The following is a 5,147-nucleotide window of genomic DNA, read 5'->3' on the forward strand; positions in this document are numbered from 1 at the left end:
GTCCCCGCCCAGCGAAACCAGTTCGGCCGTGTCCGCACCGCCCGCGCCGCCGCTGCCGGCGATGGACTGGGCCAGCACGCCGTAGGCGTGGTCGCCGCTGGTCGTGATGGTTCCGCCGGTCGTGGCGGTCACCGTGCCGGCATTGCCGCCATTGCCGCCGTTGCCGCCCTGGCCTCCAAGCACCGAGACGAAGTCGCTGCCGGTGCCGCCGCCGCCGCCAATCGATTGCGCCACGATGCCGGTCGCAAAACTGCCTGTGGTGCTGATGGCGCTGCCGCTGGCGGCTACGACGTTAACCGTGCTGGCGTTGCCGCCAAACCCGCCGCCGCCGCCCTGCCCGGCCAGCGCGGTGCTGTCGCTGCCGTCGCCGCCCTGCCCGCCCAGACTTTGCGCCGCCAGGCCAGGCAGATTGTCGCCGCGGGTCGCGACGCTTGCGCCCTGGTACAGATTCAACGCCACGGTGCCGCCCGCGCCGCCATTGCCGCCCGAATGGTCCTTGTTCGGACCCATTCCGCCTTTGCCGCCTATGGCACGGGCCGCGACGCCCGCGCCTTCGATCGCGACGCCGCTGGCCGAACCGGCGACGTCGAGCATGACGGAGCCATACACGTCCACCGTCACCTTCTGGGTCCAGCTGTCCGAGGTGCCGCCGCCGTTGCCGCCGTTGTCGCTATTGTCGGTCGAGGCTGTGCCGTCGCCGCCGATGCTCTGGGCGTAGATGCCAAAGACCGTGGCGCTGTCGTAGACCTGCCAGTAGCTGTAGGCCTGGCCCTGGTGCGTCACCTGCACCGTGCCGCCCGTGCCGGCATTGCCGTTGTTGTAGCCGCCCATGCCACCTACGGAATTCGCGTAGATGGCGGCGCCGTTGGCATAGGTGCGCAGGCGCGCCGCGCTGCTGCCCAGGTTGATGGCGCCGGTATTGCTGACCGTGACCGTGCTGGCGTTGCCGCCATTGCCGCCCACCTGCTCGCCGTATTCCAGCGTCGGGTCGTTCTGGTCGCCGCCCGCCCCGCCCAAGGCGCGCGCATTGATGCCGTACAGGCCCTGGCGCGGCGTGGGCAAGGAACCCGACATCGTCAGGTTGCCGGAGTTGGTCACGGTGACGGTCTGGCCCAGGCCCCCGTGGCCGCCGTTGGAGTCGTTGTTGTCGTTGGCGGGGTCGCCGATCCCGCCGGACGATACCGCCATGATCAGGCTGTTGAAGTTGCTGAGCGCCGTGCCGTTGAGCGCGACGTCGCCGCTGCTGGAGACGGTGACGTTGCCGCCGTCGCCCGCAGTGCCTTCGTCCACGCCGTCGCCGCCGCGCGATAGGCCCGTGACCACGCCCAGCGGGTTCAGCCGGGTCTGGTTCGCGTCGGCGTTGTAATTGCCCGATGAGGTGACGGACACGTCAGGCCCGTTCTGGCCGTCCTTCTCGTCGTTATGGTCCACTCCGCTATCGCCCTCGCAAATGGCCTGGGCGCTTGGGTAGTTTCCCGACGACACATTCAGCGAAGGACCGCCGGCACAGGTATAGCCGGCCTGCGCACTGCCCGTCGCGCCCCAGGCGCAGGCGCCCAGCGCCGACACCACGGCCAATCGCAAGGTGTTCTGCCGCAGCAGAGGGAAAGGCAGGCCGGGGTTGCGCACGGAGAAAGAGATGGGCTTCATCGATTCGCGGATTCTGTTGACCTGAGCGCGAAGGCCGCCCGGATGCCCGGGGGCGCGCTCAGTAGTAACTGGCAAAGTTTCGCCACTAGAATCCGCAGGGTGCGCGCTGGGTGCAACTTTTTTTCGACGAATCAGTGGTTTTTTTCGACGAAATCCGCAAAAAAAACCACATCGTTACATTGGGTCCGGGCTTAGGTGTAAGCGAAGGTTAGGCCCCTGGAGGCGGCGCCGCCCCGCATATCAGGAACGGGTGGAGCCGCTGGCCGACGCCAGCAGCGTCCGCCCTTTCTGCGTCAGGATGACGACCGGTTCGGTATGCGCTTCTTCTCGGTCCCGGGACATGTCCACCAGCCCATTGGCGGTTGCGTCTTCCCAGGCGGACAGCTGCGGGCAGGAACTGCGCCAGGCGTCCATGGTCTGCGCATAGGTGCGCGGCCGCTCGGCGATCCAGGCCAGGAATTGCAGCAAGTTGCCGAGCTGGGAGGTGCCGGGCTCGAGTGCGAGGTTGTCGTGCATGATGTGCTCCCGCGATGGCGGCTGTCCATGAACAATACTCCGGCGGGCTCGCCGGAGTCATTCCGCCTGGAGCCGTGCCGGCCTAGACCGCCAGCCTGCGCATCGTCAGCGCGATGACCGCCGTGGCGACGAGTTGCATGCCGGCCACGACGTACAGTCCTGCGGCCACGCCGCCTGTCCATTCCTTGAGCCAGCCCATCATGAAAGGCGTGGCGAAGCCCGCCAGGTTGCCTACCGAATTGATGAAGGCGATGCCGCCGGCCGCGGCAGTGCCGGTCAGGAATGCTGCCGGGATGGCCCAGAACACCGGGAAGGCGCCCAGCACGCCGATGGCAGCGATGCTCAAGGAGGCCATCGCCAATACCGGACTGCCGATATAGGCGCCGGTCAAGGACAGGCCCAGCGCGCCAACCAGGGTGGCGCCCGCGCAATGCAGCCGGCGTTCGCGGGTGGAATCGGAATGCATGCCGTTGATCACCATCGCGGCGGTGCCCAGAATGAAGGGAATGGCCGACAGCAACCCGATGTTCAGGGTGCCTTGCACTCCCAGTTCGCGCACGATCGAGGGCATCCAGAACGCCAGCGTCGCGTTGCCGCCGACGATGCAGAAGTAGGCGGCGGTACACAGCCACAACGCCGGCAGGCGCAAGGCCTGGGCGAAGCTGGCGTGCTTGGCGGGATCCAGGCGCTCGCTGTCCAGCTCAGCCGTGAGCGCGGCCTTTTCCGCCGCGCTGAGCCAGCGCGCCTGCTGGGGGCGGTCCGGCAGATACGCCAGCACCACCAGCCCGGCGATCACGGACGGAATGCCTTCCAGCACGAACAGCCATTGCCAGTTGCGCAGCGGGGCCACGCCGTCCATGCCGCTCATGATGAGACCGGCTATCGGCCCGCCCACGATGCCGGCCAGCCCGAACGACGTCATGAACCAGCCATTGATGCGCCCTCGCCGGCTGGCGGGAATCCAGTACGTCAGATAGAGCATCACCCCGGGGAAAAAGCCGGCTTCGAAGGCGCCGAGCAGAAAGCGCAAGACGTAGAAGGAAGTCGGCGTGGTGACGAACGCCATCGCCATCGACGTCAGGCCCCACATTATGGTGATGCGGGCCAGGGTCTTGCGCGCGCCGATGCGCTGCAGCAGCAGATTGCTGGGCACCTCGAAGATGAAGTAGCCGATAAAGAAGATGCCCGCCCCCAGGCCGTACACGGCCTCGCTGAAGCGCAGGTCCTGCAGCATCTGCAGTTTGGCGAAGCCGACATTGACGCGGTCGATCCATGCCAGCAGGAACAGGAATATCAGGAAAGGGATGAGTCGCCAGGCGACCTTGCGGTGCATCAGGCCTGGATCGGCGGCGGCCGACGCGGCGTCTTGTGGCGGTGCGGAGAGGGGTTGCGGTGAAACAGCATCCATAGCGGGTTCCTCGGTGGAGCGGATCAGGGGTAGCGCCCTAGCCCGCCGATACCGGGGCAAGGTCACGCGAGCAGATGTTTTCGGCTGCTATAAATATATTTTGCCATTTTAAAAAAATACAATAATGAGGATTTACCCGCATTGTCCGTGCGCGGGACGAGTGTTGCCGCCGGATCGTCAGGCCAGCAGGTTCTTGGGCAGCGCGGCGACGAAGGAAGCAAAGCTGATCGACCCTTGTCCGGGGCTCATGTGCAGCGTCATGACCGCGGCCGCGCGGGCCGAGTCCTGCGCCTGGATCGCCTCGAGCAACTGGCCGTGCTGCTCCCACGACGACGCAAGGCGGCCGAAGGCGGAGAAGGCGTGGAGCCGGTAGGCGCCCGTGCGCGAGCGCATGCGCAGGATCTCCTGGCGCAGATAGGGATTGCGGGCGCCCATGTACAGCGCATCGTGAAACCGCCGATTGTGCTCCTGCCAGGCGTCGGTGTCCTCGCGCCGCACCACCGCGGCGGCGCGCTCATGGATGACCGCCAGCTCATCGCGTTCCGCGGGCGTCATGCGTTCGCAAGCCAGGCGCGCGCCGATCCCCTCCAGTTCGGCCAATAGCTCCCACATGGCCATCAGCTGAGCCACATCCATCTTGGCCACCACCATGCCGCCGCGCGGCAGGCTGGCCACCAGCCCCTGCGCCTGCAACTGCAGCAACGCCTCGCGCACCGGCGTGCGCGAGACATCGTAGGTCTGCATCAGCATCTGTTCGTCGACGGGATCTCCCGGCAACAGGCTGCCGTCGCGGATCGACTCTTCGACGGACAGGCGGATGCGCTCAGCGGCTTTCATGGCGGACTCCGGTCAGGGGATAAAGAAAATTCATCCACAGCATAGTATTTTCTTGACTTATATAAATATATTTATGAGACTAGACTTTTATTTTACCGAGCAAAGTGCGGCAGGAGGTAATGAGCATGGAAGACTCGTCCAAGCAGGCGTGGCAGGCCTGGGTGGCCCTGGTGTGCAGTACCCATGGCCTGACGGTGCCCGCCGAAACCCAAGCGGCGGTCGCGCGCGGCTTGCTGCGCCTCTCCGTTATCGAGGCGGATATCGCGAATTGCGGGGATGAGGATGCCTGACCTCCGCGCTCATCTTTCCATCGGCGACATGCGCAGGCGCTATGGCCAGGCCACGCCGGGCGAGCGCGCCGAGCTGGTTTCGGCGCAGGCCGCCACGTTCGAACGCAGCGCGGCTGAGTTGCACTGCGCCACGCGCATCTATCAGCCCTGCCCGCCTGCCGGTCGGTCCGGCGGTCTGCTGGAAGGTGTGGCGCTCGCGCACAAGGATGCATTCGAGACCGGCGCGCATGCGCCTGGCCGTGGCCGGCCGTTGCGCGACGATGCGCCGGGACCGATGGCGACCGTACTGCGGCGCTTGCAGGACCAGGGTGCGCTCAATCTCGGCGCCCTGGCGATGGCCGAGCACGCCTGCGGGGCCACGGCCGAGAATCCGCATGGCCCGGCCCTGGTCAATCCGCTCGATCCCGCCGCCGCGGTGGGCGGCTCTTCCAGCGGCTGTGCGGTGG

The 5,147-nt window shown here is 66.6% G+C and carries 5 protein-coding genes and 1 pseudogene; 2 read left to right on the forward strand and 4 right to left on the reverse strand.

The window, feature by feature from the left end; translation table 11 throughout:
* The 4 genes and pseudogenes from VIR09_RS21320 to VIR09_RS21335 form a co-directional block, all read right to left on the reverse strand.
* Positions 1-1,650, reverse strand: a pseudogene (locus VIR09_RS21320) (autotransporter outer membrane beta-barrel domain-containing protein); the annotation flags it as partial.
* Between the two features lie 240 nt (positions 1,651-1,890).
* Positions 1,891-2,166 carry a hypothetical protein gene (locus tag VIR09_RS21325; RefSeq protein ID WP_332014661.1) on the reverse strand — a complete coding sequence of 92 codons (276 nt, stop codon included), beginning with the start codon at positions 2,164-2,166 and terminating at the stop codon, positions 1,891-1,893.
* Positions 2,167-2,248: 82 nt separating this feature from the next.
* Positions 2,249-3,574 carry an MFS transporter gene (locus VIR09_RS21330; RefSeq protein ID WP_414639450.1) on the reverse strand — a complete coding sequence of 442 codons (1,326 nt, stop codon included), beginning with the start codon at positions 3,572-3,574 and terminating at the stop codon, positions 2,249-2,251.
* A 177-nt stretch (positions 3,575-3,751) separates the two neighbouring features.
* Positions 3,752-4,411, reverse strand: a complete 660-nt coding sequence (locus VIR09_RS21335) for a GntR family transcriptional regulator (protein ID WP_013393798.1) — start codon at positions 4,409-4,411, stop codon at positions 3,752-3,754.
* 125 nt (positions 4,412-4,536) lie between these two features.
* Here VIR09_RS21335 and VIR09_RS21340 point away from each other — a divergent pair, with 125 nt between their 5' ends.
* Both VIR09_RS21340 and VIR09_RS21345 read left to right on the forward strand, forming a co-directional pair.
* The gene (locus tag VIR09_RS21340; protein WP_013393799.1) at positions 4,537-4,701 is read left to right on the forward strand and encodes a hypothetical protein; all 165 of its coding nucleotides are present in this window, start codon (positions 4,537-4,539) and stop codon (positions 4,699-4,701) included.
* Positions 4,694-5,147 (forward strand): amidase family protein (locus tag VIR09_RS21345; RefSeq protein WP_332014662.1); only part of this gene is annotated, 454 nt, incomplete at its 3' end. The genes VIR09_RS21340 and VIR09_RS21345, both read left to right, overlap by 8 nt.

This window comes from Achromobacter sp. (assembly GCF_036567245.1).
Classification (GTDB): domain Bacteria; phylum Pseudomonadota; class Gammaproteobacteria; order Burkholderiales; family Burkholderiaceae_B; genus Achromobacter.